The sequence below is a fragment of the Streptomyces sp. NPDC085944 genome, assembly GCF_040686295.1.
Lineage (GTDB): Bacteria > Actinomycetota > Actinomycetes > Streptomycetales > Streptomycetaceae > Streptomyces > Streptomyces salinarius.
The window spans coordinates 272,396-289,950 of the sequence record NZ_JBFBJX010000002.1 but is presented as its reverse complement, the minus strand read 5'-3'; the positions used below and the strand labels follow the sequence as shown (position 1 = coordinate 289,950).

The window sequence follows — 17,555 nt, the reverse complement described above, 5'->3', positions numbered from 1 at the left end:
GGTCATGACGACACTCGCGCAGGAGCCGCCGTACGAGTCCCACGAGCCGTCCGGGGAGTCCCGGGCCGGCCCGGAGGGGTACGCGACGCACGACGTCACCAATCAGCCGCCTCCCCTGACGCCCTACGACGCGTTCGACGACGCCGCGCTGCTGGAGGGCGTCCGACGGGAGGGCGCCGGCTGGGCCGAGGACGGGCTGCGGCGGCTGGGCCGGCGGGCGGGGAGCGCGGAGGCGCAGGAGTGGGGCGACCTGGCGAACCGGCACGAGCCCGTGCTGCGCACGCACGACCGGTACGGCAACCGGGTCGACGAGGTCGAGTACCACCCGAGCTGGCACCACCTGATGCGGGTGGCGGTCGGCGAGGGCCTGGCCGGGGCGGCCTGGGCCGACGACCGGCCGGGCGCCCACGTGGCACGGACCGCCGGCGGACTCGTCTGGGGGCACACGGAGGCGGGGCACGGGTGCCCGACGTCGATGACGTACGCGGCCGTCCCGGCCCTGCGCGCCCAGCCCGAGCTGGCGAAGGTCTACGAGCCGCTGCTGACCTCCCGGGAGTACGAGCCGGGGCTGCGCAGGCCCACGGAGAAGCGCGGTCTGCTGGCCGGCATGGGGATGACCGAGAAGCAGGGCGGCTCGGACGTCCGTACGAACGCCACGACGGCCACGGCGACCGCCGAGCCCGGCGTGTACACGCTGCGCGGGCACAAATGGTTCACGTCGGCGCCGATGTGCGACGTGTTCCTGGTGCTGGCCCAGGCGGTCGGCGGGCTCTCCTGCTTCCTGGTGCCGCGCGTGCTGCCGGACGGCACCCGCAACACCTTCCGCATCCAGCGCCTCAAGGACAAGCTCGGCAACCGGTCCAACGCCTCCTCGGAGCCCGAGTTCGACGGGACGGTGGCCTGGCTGGTCGGGCCCGAGGGGCAGGGCGTCAAGACGATCATCGAGATGGTCAACTGCACCCGGCTGGACTGCGTGATGTCGTCGGCGACGCTGATGCGCAAGACCCTCGTCGAGGCCGGCCATCACGTACGGCACCGCAGCGCCTTCGGTGCCCGGCTGGTCGACCAGCCGTTGATGCGCAACGTCCTGGCCGACCTCGCACTGGAGTCCGAGGCCGCGACGACGCTCACCCTGCGGCTGGCCGGCGCGGCCGACCGCTCCGTACGCGGGGACGAGGGGGAGGCGGCGTTCCGGCGGATCGCCACCGCCGTCGGCAAGTACTGGGTGACCAAGCGCGGACCGGCGTTCACCGCGGAGGCCCTGGAGTGCCTGGGCGGCAACGGCTACGTGGAGGAGTCGGGCATGCCCCGCCACTACCGCGAGGCGCCGCTGCTGTCGATCTGGGAGGGCTCGGGGAACGTCAACGCCCTCGACGTGCTGCGGGCGCTGCGCCGCTCCCCCGCCACCGCGCACGCCCTCTTCGGCGAACTCGCCCTCGCGCGCGGGGCGGACGCCCGGCTGGACGCGGCGGTGGCCCGGCTGGAGACGGGGCTCGGCGCGGCGTCCGAGACCGGTGCCCGCCGGCTGGTGGAGCTGATGGCGCTCGCCCTCCAGGGCTCCCTCCTGGTCCGGCACGCCCCGCCCGCCGTCGCCGACGCCTTCTGCGCGACCCGGCTCGGCGGCGACTGGGGGCACGCGTTCGGCACCTTGCCGGACTCGGCCGACCTCGACGGCATCCTGGCGCGGGCCCTGCCCCGGGAAGGCTGACCGAGCACCCCGGCCAAGCCACCTCACCGGACCCGACACCACCGCCCTGACCTGCGGCGAAGCCCTTTCCAGGGGTGACTGTCAGTGGCTGGGTGCAGACTGGCCCGTGTCCGAGACTAAGGCGTCGACGAGGACGCCGCGGAGGTGATCGGCATGACCGAGGTACTGCTCGCCGTGGGCACCCGCAAGGGCCTGTTCATCGGGCGCCGGCGGGGTGGCACCTGGGAGTTCGACGAGAGTCCCTACTTCAACGCACAGGCGGTCTACTCGGTCGCCCTCGACACCCGCGGCGACACCCCGCGGCTGCTGGCCGGCGGCGACAGCGCGCACTGGGGGCCGTCGGTGTTCCACTCCGACGACCTGGGCCGGACCTGGACCGAACCGGCCGCGCCCGCCGTCAAGTTCCCCAAGGAGACCGGCGCCTCCCTGGAGCGGGTGTGGCAGTTGCACCCGGCGGCGGCCGAGCCGGACGTGGTGTACGCGGGGACGGAACCGGCGGCGTTGTACCGCTCGGAGGACCGCGGTGAGAGCTTCGAGCTGGTCCGCCCGCTGTGGGAGCACCCGACGAGGTCGAAGTGGGTGCCGGGCGGTGGCGGCGAGGGGCTGCACACGGTCCTCACCGACGCCCGCGACCCCGGGTCCGTGACGGTCGCCGTCTCCACCGCGGGCGTGTTCCGCACGGCCGACGGCGGCGCGAGCTGGACGCCGTCTAACTCCGGTGTCTCCGCCGTCTTCCTGCCGGACCCCGACCCGGAGTTCGGCCAGTGCGTGCACAAGGTCGCGCGGGACGCGGCCAACCCGGACCGCCTGTACCTGCAGAACCACTGGGGGGTCTACCGCAGCGACGACGCCGGCGCGCACTGGACGGACATCGGCGAGGGCCTGCCCTCCACGTTCGGTTTCGCGGTGGCCGCCCACCCGCACCGCGGCGACACCGCGTACGTCTTCCCGATCAACGCCGACGCCGACCGGGTGCCCGCGGACCACCGGTGCCGGGTCTTCCGCACCGCGGACGCCGGCAAGAGCTGGGAGCCGCTCTCCGCGGGCCTGCCCCAGGAGGACCACTACGGCACGGTGCTGCGCGACGCGCTGTCCACGGACGACGCGGAACAGGCGGGCGTGTACTTCGGCAACCGCAACGGGGAGGTGTTCGCGTCGGCCGACGACGGCGACAGCTGGCGGCAGTTGGCCTCGCACCTGCCGGACGTGCTGTGTGTGCGGGCCGCGGTCGTCGCGTGAACCGGACCGGGGGGACCGGCCTTGGCCACCGGTTGATCGGCGTCACCCGTACGGCAGTAGGGTGACGCCCGTGGCACCACGACCCTTGAATGAAATCGTCGAAGCGGGCTGGGCGAAGGCCCTGGAACCCGTCGCCGGACGGATCACCGCGATGGGTGAGTTCCTGCGCGCGGAGATCGCCGCGGGGCGCACCTACCTCCCGGCCGGGGCGAACGTCCTGCGGGCCTTCCAACAGCCCTTCGACGACGTACGGGTCCTGATCGTCGGACAGGACCCGTATCCCACCCCGGGGCACGCGGTGGGGCTGTCGTTCTCCGTCGCGCCCGAGGTGCGCCCGCTGCCGGGCAGCCTGGTCAACATCTTCCGGGAGCTGAACACCGACCTGAACCTGCCGCACCCGTCCAACGGGGACCTGACGCCCTGGACCCAGCAGGGCGTGCTGCTGCTCAACAGGGCGCTCACCACGGCCCCGCGCAAGCCCGCGGCCCACCGCGGCAAGGGCTGGGAGGAGGTCACCGAGCAGGCGATACGGGCGCTGGCGGCGCGCGGCAAGCCGATGGTGTCCATCCTCTGGGGCCGCGACGCGCGCAATCTGCGGCCGCTGCTCGGTGACCTGCCGGCCGTGGAGTCCGCGCACCCCTCGCCGATGTCGGCCGACCGGGGCTTCTTCGGCTCACGTCCATTCAGCCGGGCCAACGACCTGCTGATGCGTCTGGGAGGTCAGCCGGTCGACTGGCGTCTGCCGTGAGCGGCGCCGGCTTCCTGGCCGTGGACTCGGGCGGCTCGGGGCTGCGCGTCGTCGTCGGCACCGCCGTCGGCGACGGATCCGGTCCGCCCGGCCCGCAAGGCCGGCGTGTCTCGGGGGAACCCGTCCGTACCGGCCCGCGCGGGATCGACCCCGGGCATCTCCTGGGGCAACTTCTGCCCATGGCCCGGTCGTTGGCCGAGGAGACCGGGGTGGCCCGGCTCGACACCGTCGTCGTCGGGGCCGCCGGGCTGGCCACGCTGGGCGACGCGCTGCGCGCCGAACTGCCGGACGCGCTGGCCCGGGAGCTGGGCGTACGGACGGTCGCGCTGGCCGCCGACGCCGTCACCGCGTACGTGGGCGCCCTGGGTCCGCGGGCCGGGGCGGTGGTGGCCGCCGGCACCGGCCTGATCGCCGTCGGCACCGATCTGGCCCGCTGGCGCCGGGCGGACGGCTGGGGACATCTGCTGGGCGACTGCGGCAGCGGCGCCTGGATCGGGCGGGCCGGTCTCGAGGCGGCGCTGCGCGCTCACGACGGGCGGGAGGGCGGCTCGGCGCCACTGCTGGCCCGGGCCGAGGAGTGCTTCGGTCCGGCGGCGGGACTGCCGGGGCAGGTGTATCCGCGCTCCGACCGTCCCGCCGTTCTCGCCTCCTTCGCGCCCGAGGTGGCCGCGTGCGCGGCCGACGACCCTGTCGCCGCAGGAATCCTGCGTGCCGCCGCGCGGCACATGGCCGACTCGGCCGCGGCCGTCTGCCCGGCCGGCGGCGAGCCCCGGGTCGCGGTCACCGGCGGACTGCTGCACATGGGCGATCCGCTTCTCGTACCCCTGGGAGAGGAACTGGCGAAGCGGCTGCCGCAGGCGCGGCGGACGTCCGCCGAGGGTGACCCGCTCGACGGCTCGGTCCGGCTCGCGACCGACCTGGCGACCGGCTCGCTCACCCTTCCGAGCGACGAGAGGATGCTGCGGGTGACGAGCCTGCCGAGCGGCTGAGAAGTGGTCGCCCGACGAGGTGAATCGTGCCGATGTCGGCCGATCCGTACATCACTCATCAGACAAAACCGGACGGATACCGCTCACCTGCACCCTCCCCGAACAGGGAAACCCCGGAAACCAGTAACATGCGGCGCCATGAGCTCCCCCACTGGGCCCGCGTCCGGCCTGCCAGTACGAATGCCGCGCCCCCGCCAGCCCGGACGGCACCGCCGTCCCGAACCTCTGGTGGCTCCCGAGGGCGCGCCGGCGCTCGTCCTCGCGGTGCCGGGGACGCCCAGCAGCGCCACCCGTAGCCTCGCCGACGAGGTCATCAGCATCGCCCGTTCCGAGCTGCCCGGGCTCGACGCCCGGGTCGGTCACCTCGACGGGGACGACGACGCCGAGTTCCCGTCCCTGACCAGCGTGCTCGTGCGCGCCGCCGAGGAGCGCACCGCCCGCTTCGAGCAGGCACGCATGGCCGGCCTGGACGTGAAGGAGCCCGAGGGCCCCGTCGCGGTCGTCGTGCCGCTGCTCGCCGGCCCGGACAACGCCCTGCTGCGCCGGATCCGGCAGGCCGTCATGGACAGCAGGATCGCGGCCGAGCTGACCGATGTGCTCGGACCGCATCCACTGCTCGCCGAGGCGCTGCACGTGCGGCTCTCCGAGGCCGGTCTCGCCCGTGCCGACCGTGCCCGCCTGTTCACCGTGGCGACCGCCGCGGACGGCATCATCCTGGCTTCGGTCGGCGGTGACGAGGCCGTCCAGGCGGCCGGGATCACCGGCATGCTGCTCGCCGCGCGCCTCGCCGTCCCGGTGATCGCGGCGGCGCTGGACGAGGAGGGCTCGATCGCCTCCGTGGCCGAGCAGCTGCGTTCCTCGGGCTCCCAGCAGCTGGCGCTCGCCCCGTATCTGATCGGGCCGGAGATCGAGGCGTCCGTGCTGGAGGAGGCGGCCAAGGAAGCGGGCTGCTCCACCGCCGAGCCGCTCGGTCCGTACCCGGCGATCGGCAAGCTGGCGCTGGCCAAGTACACGTCGGCGCTCGGGATCTCGCCGCAGCAGGTGCAGGGGGCGCCGGTTCGGTGAACGGCGCGTGCGCTTGCGTTTTCAGGCGCTTGTGAAGGGGGCCGCTCCGGTGGAGGAGCGGCCCCCTTCGGCGTTGCGGGGCCGCCGGTCGTGGACGCGCCCTGCCTGCCGGTGGACCGGGGGTGGGTCGCGCGCCCGGCGCCCGCGGGGTGCCTCCCCCGATGTCTGAACGGCCTGGGAGGTGCCCCCCAGCGCCCACCCGTGCCGCCCCAGCGGCACGACTGTCCGCAGCTGGAACGGGTGGGGCGGGGCGGCGGCTGCCCGCAGCCGGGACGGGCAGGGCGGGGCCGCGGCGGTCCGGGGGTTACGGGGTGAGGATCACGCAGGAGGCAGCCGGGACGTCGAGGGAGCCTGTACGGCGGGGGATGCCTGTGGTGGGATCCAGGGCGAACCAGGTCACGTTTCCGGAGCGTTCGTTGGCCGCGTACAGGAAGCCGTGGGAGACGGTGATGTCGCGGGGCCAGTGGCCGCCGCAGGGCACGGTGGCGGCCAGGCGCAGTCCGTCCGGCTCCACGACGAACACGGACAGGACGTCCTCGCCGCGGGTGGCCGTCCACACGAAGCGGCCGTCGGGCGAGACGGCGATGCCGGACGGGTAGGCGTCGCCCGCCGGGGCGCCCGGCAGCACCGGCACCTCGGTGAGCGGCTTGAGGGTACCGTCGGCGGCGTCCCAGTGGCAGACGGTGACGGTGGGCGCCAGTTCGTTCACGACGTAGACGTGGGACCCGTCCGGGTGAAAGGCCAGGTGCCGCGGTCCCGAACCCGGCCGCAGCGCGATCTCCCGGTGCACTGCGGGGGCACCGTCCACGAGGGTGCAGACCCGCACCGAGTCGGTGCCCAGGTCCGCACTCACGGCCCACCGCCCGCTGGGGTCGGGCCGCACCTGGTGGGCGTGCGGTCCCTGCTGGCGCTGGGCGTGCGGGCCGGAGCCGGTGTGCCGCAGGACGCCGGACGCGGTCCGGGCGAGGGTGCCGTCGGCGCGGACCGGCACGGCGGTGACGGTGCCGGAGCCGTAGTTGGCGGTCAGCACGTGCCCCGCGTACAGACTCAGGTGGGTCGGTCCGTCGCCCTCCACGGGCACCGGGCGCCCGGCGGGTTCGGGCCTCCCGCCACTCACGCGATAGGCCGCCACCGCGCCCTCGGCCGTCTCGCTGACGGCGTAGAGCGTGTTCCCGTCGGGAGCGAGGGCCAGGTAGGAGGGGTCGGCCAGGCCGTCCGTGCCGCTCACGACCGTGAGGGCGCCGCTGTCGGGGGCGACGGTCGCCGTCAGGATCCCGGGCCCGCCGGCCGCCGTGAACGATCCGATGTATGCCCGCCGCTGCCGCCTGCCGCCGTCCGCCACCGCTGCCCCTCTCGTCCCGCTTCCTCTGCCCGCTCCGTTGTGCGCCGCGTCCAGGGCCGGCCCGGGCGTCGTGTGCGGTGCCGGCCCGGTCGGCCGAACCGATCGCCCGGCTCGCCCGAACCGACTGATCGTCGCCGGGAGCGACGGTAGCAGTCGATCAGGTTCGGTCTAGACCAAACGGGTGTCGCGGTGGGAGACGGTGTGGCCGGGTCAGGCGCCGGCCAGTCGCGAACCGGAAGGGCTGCGCAGGGGCGCGGCGAGTTCGGCGAGGGCGTGTTCCAGGCCGTGGAGGTGGGCCAACGCGGGTTCGGCGGCGGGGGGCCCGCCCGCGTGGGCGGGGACCGAGCCCCCGCCGGTGAGTGCCTCGACCGCGGCCTCGACACGCCAGCAGGCGGCGGCCAGCCGGGCGTCGTGCGAGGCCTCGGGGTCGGCGGCGACGGCGACCAGGCCGCGGATCTCGCGGGCGCAGTCGTCGAGCAGGTCGAGGACCCGGCGGGCCCGCCGCCTGCGGCCGTACATCGGGCTCAGCGGGTGCACGAGCGGGGCGACCGACAGCCGTACCCGGCCGAGCAGCTGCTCCAGCTCGGCCACGCGCGGCGTCGGGTCGGCGCCCTCGGCCCCGGCGAGGCGTGCGGCGGCCTCGGCGGTGCAGGCGTGCACGCAGCGCAGCGCGCGCTGGATCCAGACGTCGGTGACGGCGTGCGTGGTGACGGGCAGGACGAAGAGCACGGCGAGCGCGGCGCCGAGCGCGCCCACGCCGGTCTCGGCGATCCGCAGGGCGAGCAGGCCGGGGCTGAGGACGCCCAGGAGGCCGTAGAGCAGCTCGGCGAGCAGGGTCACGCAGAGCATCATCCAGGTGTAGGAGACCGCGGCGGTGTAGAAGATGCCGAACACGCAGGCTGCGGCGAGGACGGCGGTGGGCGCCGGCGAACCGGCCACCGGCACCGCGATCAGGAAGCCCAGGCCGATGCCGACGACCGTGCCGAGGACCCGGCGGAAGCCGCGCACCAGCGTCTCGCCGCGCGAGGTGGTGTTGACGAAGACCCACCAGGTGGCGCCGACGGCCCAGTACCAGCGGTCGCCCGACACCAGCTGGCCCACGACCAGGGCGAAGCCGGCGCCCGCGGTGGCCTGCACGGCCTGGCGGGTGGTGATGCGGGCCAGACCGGGCGGCGCGGGGACCGCGGGCGCGGACCGGCGGCGCTCGTAGCACCACAGGCCGAACCGCACCCCCGCCGAGGTGGCCACGGACAGCAGGACGGCGGCGTACATCTCGGGCAGCCGGTCCGTGGTCGCGTGCAGGAACTGGGCGATGAAGAAGGTCATGAAGGCGAAGACGCCCAGGCTGTGCCCGCGCGGCCCCCAGCGGCGCGCGTACACGCCGGCGCCGACGACGGCGAGGAACGTGAGGTCCCGGGCCACGGGGAGGTCGTGCAGCGCCGCGGCGACGGTGAGCACGGGCAGTCCGGCCACCGGCAGCAGTGCGGTGGTGAGAGCCTGGCCGCGCACGGTGGCGTCGGTGACGGTGAACAGCGCGAGCAGGGCGGCGAGGCCGCCGATGATCGCGCCCACCAGGGAGGTACCGGCCAGCCCGCACACCACGACGGCCAGCCCGATGCCGAGGACGGCCCGGGCGGCGAACCGCAGCCGGGACCGTCCCGGGTCCGGGCTCACGAACACCTTCTTCAGCACTGATTACCGCCCCCTCGCTCACTCACGCCCACTGGCCCGGAAGTCGTCGCATGCAAAAGGCGCCGCGGAGTCCGCAGCGCCATCGACACGTCTATAGGAGCATCTCCACCGCCAGTGGCTCAACAGGTCGCTGAGAGACTGGTCCATTGGTACAGTGATCACGACTTTTCCACAGCCATGGACGGGCCAATGGCCGACTTGCCGACCGAAGGGGGCCGGAGCCGCGATGGCCGTCGACGAGCTCGACACCCGCATCCTGCGGCTGCTGCTGGAGCAGCCGCGCACCAGCGTGCGCGAGTACGCCCGGCTCCTCGGGATCGCCCGGGGCACGCTCCAGGCCCGGCTGGACCGCCTGGAGCGCGACGGCGTGATCACCGGCACCGCCCCCTCCCTGTCCCCCGCCGCCCTGGGCCACCCGGTGCTCGCGTTCGTGCACATCGAGGTCACCCAGGGCCATCTGGACGAGGTGGGCGAGGCGCTGGCGGAAGTGCCGGAGATCGTCGAGGCCTTCTCGATCACGGGCGGCGGGGACCTGCTGACCCGCGTCGTCGCGCGTGACAATGCGCACCTGGAGGACGTGGTGCAGAAGCTGATCAGCCTGCCCGGCGTGGTCCGCACCCGCAGCGAGGTGGCGCTGCGCGAGCGGGTGCCGCACCGGCTGCTGCCGCTCGTGGAGTCGATCGGGCGCTCGGCCCGCAGGTGACCCTTGGCATTCTGGACCCCATGAGCAGCATGGGCGCACTCGGCGGCATCTCGGTCGTCTTCGATCTCGACGGAACGCTCGTGGACAGCGAGCCCAACTACTACGAAGCGGGCCGGCGCGCCCTCGACGCGTACGGCGTCCCGGACTTCACGTGGGCCGACCACCAGACGTACGTGGGCATCAGCACCCGCGAGACGGTCGCCGACTGGAAGCGGCGGTACGGACTGCGGGCCACGGTCGAGGAGCTGCTCGCCGTCAAGAACCGCCACTACCTGGCGCTCGCCCGCAGCTCGGCCCGCGCGTACCCCGAGATGCGGAAGTTCGTCGAGCTGCTGGCGGGTGAAGGGGTACCGATGGCAGTGGCGTCGGGATCGTCGCCCGAGGCGATCGGGACGATCCTCGCCCGCACCGGCCTGGACGCGCACCTGCGCACGGTCGTCTCGGCCGACGAGGTGGCGCGGGGCAAGCCCGCCCCCGACGTGTTCCTGGAGGCGGCCCGCCGGCTGGGGGCACGACCGGCCCGCTGCGTGGTCCTGGAGGACGCCGCTCCGGGGGCCGCCGCCGCGCATGCGGCGGGGATGCGCTGCATCGCGATCCCGTACGTTGCGGACCAGGCCGACGCCCCGGAGTTCGCCACCGCGGAGCTGCTCCTGCGCGGGGGCCAGGGGGAGTTCACCGCGCGGCTGGCTCACGACTGGCTGGTGCGATCGGCAGGAACGTGAGGGAAAAAGAATTGAGCAACTGCCCGAGACGGTGATCAGAACACCGCCCGTATCCGTACCTCCTGGCGTCCGAGCCTGTCTTCGTCCCGGGAGGCACGATGCGCATCACGCGCGCCACGGCAGGGACCGCCTTCGTGGCCGGTGCCCTGGTCCTCACTCTCACCGCGCTCGCCTACCCGACCATGCTCGGGGTGCAGAACGCGGGAAGCGACCAGGCCCGGGTCGTCACCAACACGCGGTACGGGCCACTCACCGAACAGGACCGGGACTTCGTGGTGAAGGTACGTGCCGCGGGACTCTGGGAGCATCCGCTGGGGCTGATGGCCATGGAACGGGGGACGACACCGGAGATGAGGGAGGCCGGCGAGCACCTGGTCGTCGGCCACTCCCAGCTCGACGCCACCTGCCGCAGGATCGCGCCGGAGCTGGGCATCACCCTGCCCAACCTGGCCTCGCCGCAACAGCAGCAGTTCGTGTCGACCGTGGACGGGACCACGGGCAAGCAGTTCGACACCACGGCGGTCAACATCATGCGGATCACGCACGGCCAGATCTTCCCGGCCATCGCCAAGATCCGCGCCAACACCAAGAACTCCCTGGTGCGGCAGCTCGCCGACCAGGCCAACGACACCGTGCTCGACCACATCACCGTGCTGGAGAAGACCGGGCTGGTCAATTTCGACCAGGTCAACTTCCAGCAGACCGCCCCGCCGAACCTGCCCAAGGTGCAGCTCACTCCGCCGGCTCCGCAGCCGGGCGAACCGGTGCTCTCGCTCACCGCGCCGCCCGGCCTCGAGGTCAACACGTCGGCGCCGACGCCGAGTCCGACGGTGCGCTGACGGTTCGCCCCGTCGGCGGGGTCAGCGGTGCCGGGGCCGGCCGCCGCGCCCCCCACCCTTGCCCTTGCCCGCGCTACCACCCCGGCGGTTGCCGCCGGGGCCGCGCCGGGCGACGCCGCCGGTCTGCTGACCGCCGGTCTTCCCGCCCGTCCCGCCGCCGCCTGCCGCTTTGCGGCGCCCGGAGCCGCCCGCTTCCCCGCGCCCGTCCCCGGAGCGCGCGGGTTCGGGTTGCCGGCCCCGGGTGCTGTTGACGGTCCGGCCCCGGACGATGCCGATGAAGTCCTCGACGTGGTCCGTGTGCGCGGCCTCGGGCCAGGACAGGGCCACGCTCGATTCCGGGGCGTCCGTGACCGTGCGGTACGTGAGGTCCTTGCGGTGGTGCAGCCGGGCCAGCGACAGGGGCACGAGCAGAACGCCGATCCCGGCCGCCACGAGCTCCACGGCGTCCGCGGTGGTGGCCGGACGCTCCAGCGCGGGCCTGCCCGGCGGCCGGTCCCAGCCGAGGACGTCGTCCAGGGGGTGCAGCACGATCTCGTCGGCGAGATCCTCGACGGTCACCTCGTCGGCCGCGGTGACGAGGTGGTCCCTGGGGATCAGCACGACCGTCATCTCGGTATAGAGGGGAATGGCGCTGAGCAGGGTCCGGTCGACGGGCAGCCGCACCAGTCCGGCGTCGGCGTCGCCGTCCAGCAGCACGCGTCCGGCCCCGGCGGCCGGGACCTGGGCCAGGGCGAGAGGGACGTCCGGCAGCCGCTCGTTCCAGATGCGCACCCATTTGTCGGGCGTCACCCCCGGGACGTACACGAGCCGGAACGAGGGGGGAGCTTCCGAGCCTGTCACCCGGCCAGGTTACCGGGCGTGGTCGGGAGCCACTCACACGATCGATACCCTTGACGGCATGACGTCGCACCAGAACACCCAGACCATGAAGCCCGCGACCGCGGCGAAGAAGCTGGGTGTGTACCTCGAAGCCACACCCGCCGAGTTCCGGGAGGGCGTCGTCACGCGTGCCGAGCTGAACGCGCTCCAGGCCGATCCGCCCGCGTGGCTGCGCGAGCTGCGGCGCGACGGTCCGCACCCGCGGCCGGTGGTCGCGGCCAAGCTGGGCGTCTCGATCGCGGGCCTGCACCGGGGCGGGGTCGCCGAGCCGCTCACCACGGCGCAGATCGACGCGCTGAAGCAGGAGCGCCCGGAGTGGCTGGAGCGGGAGCAGGCCGTCCAGGCGGACGTGCGCAAGGAGGCGGCCCGCGTGAAGAAGCTGCACGCCGAGCGGGCAGAGCGGGCCGAAGACGCCCAGCGCGACTGACCGGCCGCCCGGCGCGGGGACCGGGCCGCCCGCTCCCCGGCCCCGCCCGGCGCGGCGGTCGCTCCGAGTGTGTCTCGGCGCCTCCGGGCCCCGGGCACCACTCGTGCGGCACCGCTCATTCCTCGGCCCTCTGGGCCGTCAGGCTCCACGCGTACTGCAACCAGTCCGACACCACGACCGCGCTGAGGCCCGCGCTCAGCAGCCTCCCCGCCCGGGGCGCGACGGCGTAGGTGCCGACGAGCCCGCCGGCCACCCAGGCGGAGGTGCAGAACGGGCAGGAGACCAGGTCCCCGATCGCACGCCGCAGACCCGTGCCTCGCCCGGCGTCCATCACCTCGTTGGCGTTGCCCTCGCCCTGCCGGCTGGTGAAGGGCGCCCGCAGGAAGCTGGTGACCTTGTCCTTGGTCAGCAGCCGGGAGGCCTTGAACGTCGCCGTGCCGAGCAGGGCCACGTCCCAGGCGGGGACGGTGTCGGGCAGCCGGACCCCACGGCGCCGGGCCGTGACCGCGAACGCAACGGCACTCGCCGCGAAGGTGGCCGCGAGTGTCGCGTACCCGGCCAGGGGCGTCTCCTCCTCGTCGGCGTAGCGCTGGTCGACGTCGTCCGCCATGGGTGTCTCCTCGGTCTTCCTCGGTCTCAGTGGGGCGCTCGGGTGGGCCGCTCCCCGTGGGACACCGGGCCGCCGAAGAGGTCGGCGCAGTCCGCGGGCAGGTGGGCCAGCAGGCGGTCGACCCGTTCACGGGGCACCGCTTCGGCGAGGGTGGCCAGCACGGCACCCGCGTCCCACTCGGCGGTGCGCGGCCGGGCGCCGGTCTGCTGGGCCACCCGCCGCAGGAACTCCGCACGGCCGAAGGACTCGGGGCGCCCGCGTTCGGGGCGGAGCGCGTCGTCCAGCGGTGCGGGCAACTCGGCTGCCAGGCCGGCGGCCTCCTCCGGAGCGACGCGGGACGCGATCACCCACAGAACGGCTCTGGTGACCTGCTCGGCCTCGTCGTCGCTGTGGAACTCGCCGCGGTCGCGGACCCGGGTCAGGAACTCGTCGAGCCGCACGGCGTCGCCTCCTTGTGCCGGTTCGCGCTCCGGGCCGGGTGCCCCGGGGCGGGAGGGGAAAACGGGCGGGGCGCCCCGTCCTACGCGCGCTCTCAGCGTGCCGTGCGCGCACGGGCGGCGTCGGCGACGTCGGTCACCCGGGTCAGGGCGTCCGCGCTCCGGGTGAACAGCGCACGTCCGGCGGCGATCCGCTGCTCGCGGGCCGGGCCCGGTGCGGTGAGCCGGCGCAACGCGTCCAGCAGCGCGGCCTCGTCCTCGGCGACCTCGGACACGCCGAGCGCGGCCATCCGCCGGACGCCGTCGGCGCCGTGGCCGGGGATCGGACGGTGACCCACGACCGGCAGTCCGGCCGCGAGCGCCTGTACGGCGGTCTGTCCGGCCGCGTTGTCGACGAGTGCCCGGGCGGCGTGGAGCAGGCCGGGCATGTCCGTCACCCAGCCCAGGGCGAGAACACCCGGTGTGCCGGAAAGCCTGTGACGCAGCCGCCGGTTGCCGCCGCAGAGCACGACGGGGAGGAAGCCGTGGCCCGCCAGAAGCCGGACCGTGGTGTCCAGGTGCGAGCCGACGCCCCAGGCGCCGGCGGACAGCACCACGGCGGGCCGGCCGGGGCCGAGCCGGCCGAACATGTCCCGCCACTCGGCGGCGCCCGGCGCGTCGGGAGGGCCGGCGGAGAACTCCGGCGCCACGACGGGAGCGCACACACCCGCCGGCGTGCCGGTACTCGACCGCACCGTGCGTGCCGCGTCTTCGGTGAGGCACAGGCAGTGGTCGTTGCCGGGATGGAGCCACTGCCGGTGCGTCTCGAAGTCGATCACCAGGACGACAGCGGGCACGGGCAGCAGTCCGCGCTCCCTCAGGTGACCGGTCAGCTGGGCGCCCAGGTGGAAGACGGGCACGACGACGTCCGCCCCCGTGCGCTCGGCCAGCTCGCGCAGTCTGCCCCCGGCGAGCCGGGCCAGGGGCGTCCCGCTGGGGCGGCGTCCGGCGCCGGGCCGCAGGAAGAGGCGGTACACGGCGGCGTACGCCCAGGGGAAGTGCCGTACCGATCCGCGGTAGCAGCACCGGAGCACCGTGCCCAGGCCGAACGGCAGAAGGGCGAGGACGTCGACGATCTGGGCGGCGTCGCCGCGCTCGCGCGCCCGGCGGACCAGTTCGGCGGCGACCGTGTCGTGGCCGGCGCCCATGCTCGCGCTGATCACCAGCAGGTTCCTGCCGTCCCGCGGACCGCGCGGGACACCGGAGTGACGGGGCTCTGACGAGCTGCGTGGATGCACAGCGGACCAGGTTGCCGACACCGCGGGTTCCAAACAACGCCACATATCCGCACAAGGGCGTTTCGGACAAGCCGCCAGGGATACTCCGTGACCGCCCGTCCGGCCGGACGGCGAAGCCCGACCGCCCGGTCGGCCGCTTCGCGGTGCCCGCCCCGAGCCAAGGTGGTCCTCATGGTCCATGCGTTCTCCCGCCCCCGCTCCGTCGCGGGACCGCAGGTCGTCGCCCCCGACGCGGACGACGCGAGGCCCCGGCGACGGCCCGTCGGGATCCGGGACCCGCGGACCCGTACGGCGCTGGTGACCGGGGCGTCCTCCGGCATCGGCGCGGCCGTGGCCCGTCGGCTCGGTGACGAGGACGACTGGCGGCTGGTGCTCACGGGACGCGACCCGGTCCGGCTCCGTCAGGTGGCCGACGACACCTCGGCCACCGCCTTCGCGGCGGATCTCACCCTTCCCGGTGCCGACCGGCAGCTCACCGACTTCACGACGGCCACGTCGGGCCCGGTGGACCTGCTGGTGGCCGGGGCCGGCGTGGGTTGGGCCGGGGAGTTCCTGGACATGCCCCCGCACCGCATCGACGAGGTCCTCGACATCAACGTGCTGGCCACGTTGCGCCTGGTGCGGCTGCTGCTGCCCGGGATGGTGGCGGCGGGCTCGGGTCGGGTGGTGCTCATCGGCTCGCTGGCGGGCAGTGTCGCGGTGCGCGACGAAGCCGTGTACTCCGCTGCCAAGGCCGCGATCGGCGCCTTCGCCGACTCGCTGCGCTACGAACTGCGGGGCACCGGCGTGCGGGTCACCCATGTGGTGCCGGGTGTCGTCGACACCCCGTTCTTCGAGCGCCGCGGCACCCCCTACCGGCGGTCCAGGCCGCGTCCGGTACCTCCCGAGCAGGTGGCCGACGCGGTGCGCAGTGCGGTGCTGCGGGACCGGGACGAGGTGTACGTGCCCTCGTGGCTGCGGCTGCCGTGCCGGGTGCGGGGTGCGGCTCCGGGACTCTACCGGCGGCTGGCCGCACGGTTCGGATGACCGGGGGCCCGTCGCGGTGAGCGTCCTCACCGTCGTCCTCGCCCTGTTCGCGGCGCTCTCCAACGCGGCGGCGTCCGTGCTGCAGCGCCGGGCCGCGGCCCAGGACGAGGACCGGGCGGGAGCCCGGCACACGGTGCTGCGCTCGCTCCTGCGGATGGTGCGCGACCGGTACTGGATCGGCGGGGCGGCGCTGCTCGCGCTGACGACGGTGCTGCAGGCGTCCGCGCTTGCGGTGGGCAGTCTGGCCGTGGTCCAGCCACTGATGGCCACCGAACTGCTGTTCACGCTGGTGGTGGGCAGCGCGGTCTTCCACCGGCGGCCGGACTCGCGCACCTGGCTGGCGTTCGCGGCCCTGGCCGTGGGGCTGGCGCTGTTCCTGGGCTCCGCCGCTCCGTCGGCCGGCCACGACACCGCCACCCAGGGCCGGTGGATCTGGGCCGGGCTGGCGCTGTTCGTCCTGATCACGGTCCTCGCCTCGGTCGGCAGCCTGGTGCACGGCGCGCCCCGCGCCGCACTGTTCGGATCGGCTTCCGCCGTGGGGTTCGGCGGTACGGCGGCGCTGCTGAAGGAACTCACCGGCCGGCTCCCCCAGGGGGTGGGCGAGGTGCTGACCCAGTGGCCGCCGTACGCCACGGCGGTGGTGGGCGTGGTCAGCTTCCTGCTGCTGCAGAGCGCCCTGCGGGCCGGAACCCTCGCGGCCTCGCAGCCGGCGCTGACCCTCGGCGACGCGTTGACCAGCGTCGCGCTGGGCTGGGCGCTGTTCGGCGAGGAGATCCTGCTCGGCGTGCGGGTGCTGCCCGAGCTGATCGGGGTGGCGCTGATCGGCCTCGGCAGCGTCGGACTGGCCCGGGCTCCGTCGGTCCACGGCGCCTGGGACACGGCGCCGGCGGCGCGGGACGGGCCGGCGGCGGGCGGTGAAGCGATGAGCAGTCCGAGGCGGACGAACCGAGATCGGTGAAGCGAGATCAGCGAAACGAGTTCAGCGGATCATCAGCGAGCGGAACGTGCCGGAGGCACCAGGATGCGCCAGAGGTTTCCCGCCGGACGGGCGATGTACGCCGCCGCACCGGTCGTCGTCGCCGCGCTGGCCCACATCGGACCGGCCGCGACCTGGCTGCCGGGGCTGCGCCGGCGCCGGTTCCCCGGGCTCGCCGGGCAGGGCCGCCCGGCTCACGTGGCGCTCACCTTCGACGACGGCCCGGACCCCGGGTCCACGCCGCGCTTCCTCGATGTACTGGACGTGCTCGGCGTACGGGCGACGTTCTTCGTCCTGGGCGAGAGCGTCGTGCGGCACCCGGACGTGGCCCGTGAACTGGTCCGGCGCGGACACGAACTCGCCGTCCACGGCTGGACCCACGACCGTCCCTGGTGGCCGTCGCCGGCCCGGGACGCGCGCGAGCTGCTGCGTACCGTCCGGGTGGTGGGCGAGGCGTCCGGCCGGGCTCCCCACTGGTACCGGCCGCCGTACGGCATCCTCACCTCCGGACGCTGGGCGGCCGCCCGCCGGGCCGGGCTGCAACCCGTGCTGTGGACGGCCTGGGGCAAGGACTGGCGGTACGACGCCACACCCGCCTCGGTACGCGCGACGGTCGCGGCGGACCTGCGCGGCGGCGGCACGATCCTCCTCCACGACACCGATCACGCCTCGGCTCCGGGCAGCTGGCGTGCCACGCTCGGCGCGCTGCCGGACCTCGTGCGCGACTGCCGCGAGGCGGGCCTGACGGTGGGGCCGCTGGGCGAGCACGGGACGGGGCACGGCGGGGCGGACGGGGGCTCGGTGACGGCGGGGACTGGGCGGAGCGGGTGGAGCGCGCGGCCCGCACCGTTTCGGTCACCGGCTCCGGGATAGCCG

General features: G+C 74.5%; 18 protein-coding genes. 12 read left to right on the top strand and 6 right to left on the bottom strand.

From position 1 onward, the window contains the following. The first annotated feature begins 4 nt into the window (after nucleotides 1-4). The 5 genes from AB0P07_RS05015 to AB0P07_RS04995 all read left to right on the top strand — a co-directional run bounded on the left by AB0P07_RS05015 (nucleotide 5) and on the right by AB0P07_RS04995 (nucleotide 5,749). The gene (locus tag AB0P07_RS05015; protein WP_365545221.1) at nucleotides 5-1,708 is read left to right on the top strand and encodes a DNA alkylation response protein; all 1,704 of its coding nucleotides are present in this window, start codon (nucleotides 5-7) and stop codon (nucleotides 1,706-1,708) included. 153 nt (nucleotides 1,709-1,861) lie between these two features. Then, the gene (locus AB0P07_RS05010) at nucleotides 1,862-2,947 is read left to right on the top strand and encodes an exo-alpha-sialidase (RefSeq protein ID WP_365545219.1); all 1,086 of its coding nucleotides are present in this window, start codon (nucleotides 1,862-1,864) and stop codon (nucleotides 2,945-2,947) included. Nucleotides 2,948-3,017: 70 nt separating this feature from the next. After that, nucleotides 3,018-3,695 (top strand): uracil-DNA glycosylase, encoded by a 678-nt coding sequence (locus tag AB0P07_RS05005; protein ID WP_365545216.1) that lies wholly within the window; start codon nucleotides 3,018-3,020, stop codon nucleotides 3,693-3,695. Continuing rightward, on the top strand, nucleotides 3,692-4,684 hold the full coding sequence (locus AB0P07_RS05000) for a BadF/BadG/BcrA/BcrD ATPase family protein (RefSeq protein ID WP_365545213.1): 993 nt from the start codon (nucleotides 3,692-3,694) through the stop codon (nucleotides 4,682-4,684). Before AB0P07_RS05005 ends, AB0P07_RS05000 begins: the two co-directional genes overlap by 4 nt. Before the next feature lie 138 nt (nucleotides 4,685-4,822). Then, complete coding sequence (locus tag AB0P07_RS04995) at nucleotides 4,823-5,749, top strand: hypothetical protein (RefSeq protein ID WP_365545210.1); 927 nt, start codon at nucleotides 4,823-4,825, stop codon at nucleotides 5,747-5,749. A 304-nt stretch (nucleotides 5,750-6,053) separates the two neighbouring features. On the opposite strand, the gene AB0P07_RS04990 is transcribed toward AB0P07_RS04995, so the two are convergent. After that, the gene (locus AB0P07_RS04990; RefSeq protein WP_365545207.1) at nucleotides 6,054-7,091 is read right to left on the bottom strand and encodes a lactonase family protein; all 1,038 of its coding nucleotides are present in this window, start codon (nucleotides 7,089-7,091) and stop codon (nucleotides 6,054-6,056) included. 210 nt (nucleotides 7,092-7,301) lie between these two features. Next, nucleotides 7,302-8,783: an FUSC family protein gene (locus AB0P07_RS04985; protein ID WP_365545204.1), complete on the bottom strand. Its 1,482-nt coding sequence runs from the start codon at nucleotides 8,781-8,783 to the stop codon at nucleotides 7,302-7,304. A 226-nt stretch (nucleotides 8,784-9,009) separates the two neighbouring features. Between AB0P07_RS04985 and AB0P07_RS04980 the strand changes: the two genes are divergently transcribed. The 3 genes from AB0P07_RS04980 (at nucleotide 9,010) to AB0P07_RS04970 (ending at nucleotide 11,047) form a co-directional block, all read left to right on the top strand. Further along, nucleotides 9,010-9,486 (top strand): Lrp/AsnC family transcriptional regulator, encoded by a 477-nt coding sequence (locus AB0P07_RS04980; protein WP_365545202.1) that lies wholly within the window; start codon nucleotides 9,010-9,012, stop codon nucleotides 9,484-9,486. A 29-nt stretch (nucleotides 9,487-9,515) separates the two neighbouring features. Then, nucleotides 9,516-10,208: an HAD family phosphatase gene (locus tag AB0P07_RS04975; RefSeq protein ID WP_365545854.1), complete on the top strand. Its 693-nt coding sequence runs from the start codon at nucleotides 9,516-9,518 to the stop codon at nucleotides 10,206-10,208. A gap of 98 nt (nucleotides 10,209-10,306) precedes the next feature. After that, nucleotides 10,307-11,047 carry a DUF4142 domain-containing protein gene (locus AB0P07_RS04970; protein ID WP_365545199.1) on the top strand — a complete coding sequence of 247 codons (741 nt, stop codon included), beginning with the start codon at nucleotides 10,307-10,309 and terminating at the stop codon, nucleotides 11,045-11,047. Nucleotides 11,048-11,068: 21 nt separating this feature from the next. Here the strand turns inward: AB0P07_RS04970 and AB0P07_RS04965 are convergent, their stop codons facing one another. Then, entirely contained in the window at nucleotides 11,069-11,887 is an 819-nt protein-coding gene (locus AB0P07_RS04965; protein WP_365545196.1) for a LysR substrate-binding domain-containing protein, read from the bottom strand. Between the two features lie 58 nt (nucleotides 11,888-11,945). On the opposite strand from AB0P07_RS04965, the gene AB0P07_RS04960 reads away from it, so the two are divergent. Continuing rightward, nucleotides 11,946-12,353, top strand: a complete 408-nt coding sequence (locus tag AB0P07_RS04960) for a DUF5997 family protein (RefSeq protein ID WP_365545193.1) — start codon at nucleotides 11,946-11,948, stop codon at nucleotides 12,351-12,353. Nucleotides 12,354-12,468: 115 nt separating this feature from the next. On the opposite strand, the gene AB0P07_RS04955 is transcribed toward AB0P07_RS04960, so the two are convergent. The 3 genes from AB0P07_RS04955 to AB0P07_RS04945 all read right to left on the bottom strand — a co-directional run bounded on the left by AB0P07_RS04955 (nucleotide 12,469) and on the right by AB0P07_RS04945 (nucleotide 14,587). Next, a complete protein-coding gene (locus AB0P07_RS04955) occupies nucleotides 12,469-12,963 on the bottom strand; it encodes a DUF1360 domain-containing protein (protein ID WP_365545190.1) in 495 nt (164 codons plus the stop codon). 26 nt (nucleotides 12,964-12,989) lie between these two features. Next, nucleotides 12,990-13,403: a DUF2267 domain-containing protein gene (locus AB0P07_RS04950; RefSeq protein WP_365545188.1), complete on the bottom strand. Its 414-nt coding sequence runs from the start codon at nucleotides 13,401-13,403 to the stop codon at nucleotides 12,990-12,992. Between the two features lie 92 nt (nucleotides 13,404-13,495). Further along, entirely contained in the window at nucleotides 13,496-14,587 is a 1,092-nt protein-coding gene (locus AB0P07_RS04945; protein ID WP_365545851.1) for a galactosyldiacylglycerol synthase, read from the bottom strand. Between the two features lie 261 nt (nucleotides 14,588-14,848). Here AB0P07_RS04945 and AB0P07_RS04940 point away from each other — a divergent pair, with 261 nt between their 5' ends. The 3 genes from AB0P07_RS04940 (at nucleotide 14,849) to AB0P07_RS04930 (ending at nucleotide 17,552) form a co-directional block, all read left to right on the top strand. Then, entirely contained in the window at nucleotides 14,849-15,703 is an 855-nt protein-coding gene (locus AB0P07_RS04940; protein WP_365545185.1) for an SDR family NAD(P)-dependent oxidoreductase, read from the top strand. Between the two features lie 16 nt (nucleotides 15,704-15,719). After that, nucleotides 15,720-16,661 carry a DMT family transporter gene (locus AB0P07_RS04935; RefSeq protein WP_365545182.1) on the top strand — a complete coding sequence of 314 codons (942 nt, stop codon included), beginning with the start codon at nucleotides 15,720-15,722 and terminating at the stop codon, nucleotides 16,659-16,661. Between the two features lie 63 nt (nucleotides 16,662-16,724). Then, nucleotides 16,725-17,552, top strand: a complete 828-nt coding sequence (locus tag AB0P07_RS04930; protein WP_365545179.1) for a polysaccharide deacetylase family protein — start codon at nucleotides 16,725-16,727, stop codon at nucleotides 17,550-17,552. Nucleotides 17,553-17,555 lie beyond the last annotated feature (3 nt).

Excerpts from the sequence above, each read along its gene's own strand:
- AB0P07_RS04975 (WP_365545854.1), top strand. The coding sequence starts at position 9,516 with ATGGGCGCACTCGGCGGCATCTCGGTCGTCTTCGATCTCGACGGAACG.
- AB0P07_RS04930 (WP_365545179.1), top strand. The coding sequence starts at position 16,725 with ATGCGCCAGAGGTTTCCCGCCGGACGGGCGATGTACGCCGCCGCACCG.
- AB0P07_RS04955 (WP_365545190.1), bottom strand. The coding sequence starts at position 12,963 with ATGGCGGACGACGTCGACCAGCGCTACGCCGACGAGGAGGAGACGCCC.
- AB0P07_RS05010 (WP_365545219.1), top strand. The coding sequence starts at position 1,862 with ATGACCGAGGTACTGCTCGCCGTGGGCACCCGCAAGGGCCTGTTCATC.
- AB0P07_RS05015 (WP_365545221.1), top strand. The coding sequence starts at position 5 with ATGACGACACTCGCGCAGGAGCCGCCGTACGAGTCCCACGAGCCGTCC.
- AB0P07_RS04970 (WP_365545199.1), top strand. The coding sequence starts at position 10,307 with ATGCGCATCACGCGCGCCACGGCAGGGACCGCCTTCGTGGCCGGTGCC.
- AB0P07_RS04995 (WP_365545210.1), top strand. The coding sequence starts at position 4,823 with ATGAGCTCCCCCACTGGGCCCGCGTCCGGCCTGCCAGTACGAATGCCG.
- AB0P07_RS04940 (WP_365545185.1), top strand. The coding sequence starts at position 14,849 with ATGGTCCATGCGTTCTCCCGCCCCCGCTCCGTCGCGGGACCGCAGGTC.
- AB0P07_RS04960 (WP_365545193.1), top strand. The coding sequence starts at position 11,946 with ATGACGTCGCACCAGAACACCCAGACCATGAAGCCCGCGACCGCGGCG.
- AB0P07_RS04980 (WP_365545202.1), top strand. The coding sequence starts at position 9,010 with ATGGCCGTCGACGAGCTCGACACCCGCATCCTGCGGCTGCTGCTGGAG.
- AB0P07_RS04945 (WP_365545851.1), bottom strand. The coding sequence starts at position 14,587 with ATGGGCGCCGGCCACGACACGGTCGCCGCCGAACTGGTCCGCCGGGCG.